5 protein-coding genes are annotated in these 2,806 nt (G+C 69.3%); 2 read left to right on the top strand and 3 right to left on the bottom strand.

The genetic code is table 11. The features are described 5' to 3' along the window. From thyA to VGL85_RS12780, 3 genes are all read right to left on the bottom strand, one after another. A partial coding sequence (thyA, locus tag VGL85_RS12790) for a thymidylate synthase (protein ID WP_414695248.1) occupies positions 1-369 on the bottom strand: 369 nt, incomplete at its 3' end. Between the two features lie 116 nt (positions 370-485). Next, a complete protein-coding gene (locus VGL85_RS12785) occupies positions 486-647 on the bottom strand; it encodes a hypothetical protein (protein ID WP_331589329.1) in 162 nt (53 codons plus the stop codon). A gap of 42 nt (positions 648-689) precedes the next feature. Then, entirely contained in the window at positions 690-1,244 is a 555-nt protein-coding gene (locus tag VGL85_RS12780; RefSeq protein ID WP_331589328.1) for a DUF924 family protein, read from the bottom strand. A 133-nt stretch (positions 1,245-1,377) separates the two neighbouring features. Between VGL85_RS12780 and VGL85_RS12775 the strand changes: the two genes are divergently transcribed. Both VGL85_RS12775 and VGL85_RS12770 read left to right on the top strand, forming a co-directional pair. Further along, positions 1,378-2,217 carry an RcnB family protein gene (locus VGL85_RS12775; protein ID WP_331589327.1) on the top strand — a complete coding sequence of 280 codons (840 nt, stop codon included), beginning with the start codon at positions 1,378-1,380 and terminating at the stop codon, positions 2,215-2,217. Positions 2,218-2,351: 134 nt separating this feature from the next. Further along, a partial coding sequence (locus VGL85_RS12770; RefSeq protein WP_331589326.1) for an NAD(P)-binding domain-containing protein occupies positions 2,352-2,806 on the top strand: 455 nt, incomplete at its 3' end.

The raw sequence follows: 2,806 nt of genomic DNA, 5'->3' as shown, positions 1-2,806 counted from the left end.
GATCTGGTCGATCACCCGCCCGTCGGGCGCGGTCCAGGAACGCCACTGCTTGCCGTAGACCGGACCGAGCTCGCCGCTCTCGGCCGCCCACTCGTCCCAGATCGTCACCCCGCGCTCCTGCAGCCAGCGCACGTTGGTCTCGCCGCGCAGGAACCAGAGCAGCTCCACCAGGATCGAGCGGAAATGCACCCGCTTGGTGGTGAGCAGGGGGAAGCCCTGCGCCAGGTCGAACCGCATCTGCCGCCCGAACACGCCCCGCGTGCCTACCCCGGTGCGATCGCCGCGCTCGACGCCGTTCTCCAGGATGTCGCCGAGCAGGTCGAGATACTGCCGCTCCGGATGATCGGATGACGCGACCGGCAGGACGATCTGATGGGCGAGGGCGGACAAAACGAATCACTCCGGACCGGACCCTAGTGTGGCGCCTCAGGTGGAAAACGACCTGTTGATTGGATGTGTTTCCTGTGGACTTCCGCGCGCAACTGTTAGGCCTCGGAGCGGATCTCCCGAGTCGCAGCCTCGCGCCGCCGGTGATCGGCGAACTTCTCGCCGTCGGGCCGTTCGGTGCGAAACCCGTTCACCTTCCAGGGCTTGCACAGCTTGCAGCCGGCGCGCTGGTTTCGTGACTTGCGCCGCTTGTGGTGCATCGGTCCCTCATATGAGCCGGCCGTCGTCCTGATCCAGCCGCATCACCCCCCGAAACCGCCCGCGTCGAGGAATTCCTGTTCCTCGGGCGTGGTCGCGCGGCCGAGGGCGCGGTTGCGGTGGGGGAAGCGGCCGAAGCGCTGGACGATGAAGCGGTGGATCAGCGCCCACTTCACCAGCTCCGGGTCGTTCGCCTCGTCGGCCTGCGCCTGGCAGAGCGCGACGCCACGGTCCTGGTCGGCCATGTCCTCCGAGTGGGCGTAGGGCAGGTAGAAGAACGAGCGCATGTCGTTGTCGAAGGCGCGGTCGTGGCCGCGTGCGATCGCCTCGCCGGCGATCTTGCGGGCCAGCGGATCGGTGGCGAACTGGTGGCCGGAGCCGCGGTAGAGGTTGCGCGGGAACTGGTCGAGCAGGAGGACGAGCGCCAGCGCGCCGTCGGGGCTCTCGATCCATTCATCGTACTCGCCGCGGGCGGCGGCATGGTGGGTCGGCTCGAACCTCAGCCGGATGGCGTCGTCGAAGGCCAGGTTCTTCTCGAACCAGCGGTCCGGGCCTGCCTCGCGCCAGAAATGGATGATGTCGGCGGGTTGGGCGGCCATGGCGCTCTCGTTCAGCGAAGCGGGCGCGGGAAGCTGAACGCAGGATTTCGTCTCGTTCAAGACGGGTTCATACGACAGAGTCCAGGTTTGGCGGCAACGGACCGGCGCCCTCGGCGCCTCAGGGAGCACTCCGATGAAAGTCTTCACGACGGCCGCCATGGCGCTGGCGCTCACCGGCGCAGCGGCTGCGGCCTACGCCGACAACCCGAACGATCAGAAGGGCCAGCAGCATCAAGCCCAGCCGCGCGGCGGCCAAGGCGGCGGCCAGCAGCACGGCGGCCAGGCGGGCGGACAACACAATGCCGGAGGCGCTCAGGGCGGCCCGCAGCACTTCAACGGCCAAGCTCAAGGCGGCCCGGCCCATGGCGGTCCCGGCCAGGGCGGATCGGCACTGGGTGGCCCGGGCCAGGGCGGCGTCCAGCGCTTCAATGGTCAGGCCTTCCAGCGCGGGCAGGGCCAGGGCCAAGCTCAGGGCGGCCGGCATTTCAACGGCCAGGCTGTCCAGGGTGGCGGTCAGCAGCAGTGGCAGGGTCGTGGCGGCGCGCAAGGGCAAGGCCAGAACGGCCAGGTCCAGCGCTGGAACGGAGGCGGCCAGGGCGGCCAACGCTTCAACGGGCAGGGTGGCGGGAACTTCGGCTTCCGGAACCACGGACTGCGCGGCCGCGACCAGGGCCGCTCCTACTACAGCGCCAACAGCTTCGCCCGGCAGTACCGCGCCCAGCGCCAGTTCCGCTTCTCCGGCTACAGCGTCTTTCCGTCCGGCTGGTCCTATCGCCCCTGGTACTTCGGCGAGTTCCTGCCCCTGGGCTGGTACTCGTCCCAGTACTACCTCGACTGGGCCGATTACGGTTTGCCGCCGCCGCCGGTCGGCTGCGAGTGGATCGCCGAGGGACCGGACGCCGTGCTGGTGGACGTGTGGACCGGCGAGGTCCTGTCGGTCTACCAGGGCGTCTTCTACTGGAACGGCTACTAGGAACGGGCGGCGGCCGGGCGTTCTTCCGGCCGCGTCTCGCCTTGACGGCTGGGGCAAAAACCTATCGATAGCGGCCCTCGCGAGCGGGGTTGGCGCAACGCCGGCCCCGCTCGAGCCCGACTGGAGATAGGACCATGCGCGTCTACTACGACCGCGACGCTGACCTTGCCCGCATCCTGGACAAGAAGATCGCCATCGTAGGCTATGGCTCGCAGGGCCACGCGCATGCCCTGAACCTGCGCGATTCCGGCGTGGCGAACGTCGCGGTGGCGCTCCGCCCCGGCTCGGCGTCGGCCAAGAAGGCCGAGGCCGAGGGGCTGAAGGTGATGACCGTCGCCGACGCCGCCGCCTGGGCCGACGCCATCATGATGCTGGCGCCGGACGAGCTGCACCGCGAGATCTACAACGGCGAGATCGCCCCTCATATCCGCGACGGCGCGGCGCTGCTGGTGGCGCACGGGCTCTCGGTGCACTTCCGGCTGATCGAGCCGCGCGCCTCGATCGACGTCTTGATGGTGGCGCCGAAAGGGCCCGGCCACACGGTTCGCGGCGAGTACCAGAAGGGCGGCGGCGTGCCCTGCCTGATCGC

It is taken from the genome of Phenylobacterium sp. (assembly GCF_036501465.1).
In the GTDB taxonomy this organism is placed as follows: Bacteria; Pseudomonadota; Alphaproteobacteria; order Caulobacterales; family Caulobacteraceae; genus Phenylobacterium.
This window is presented reverse-complemented; position numbering and strand designations above follow the sequence as displayed.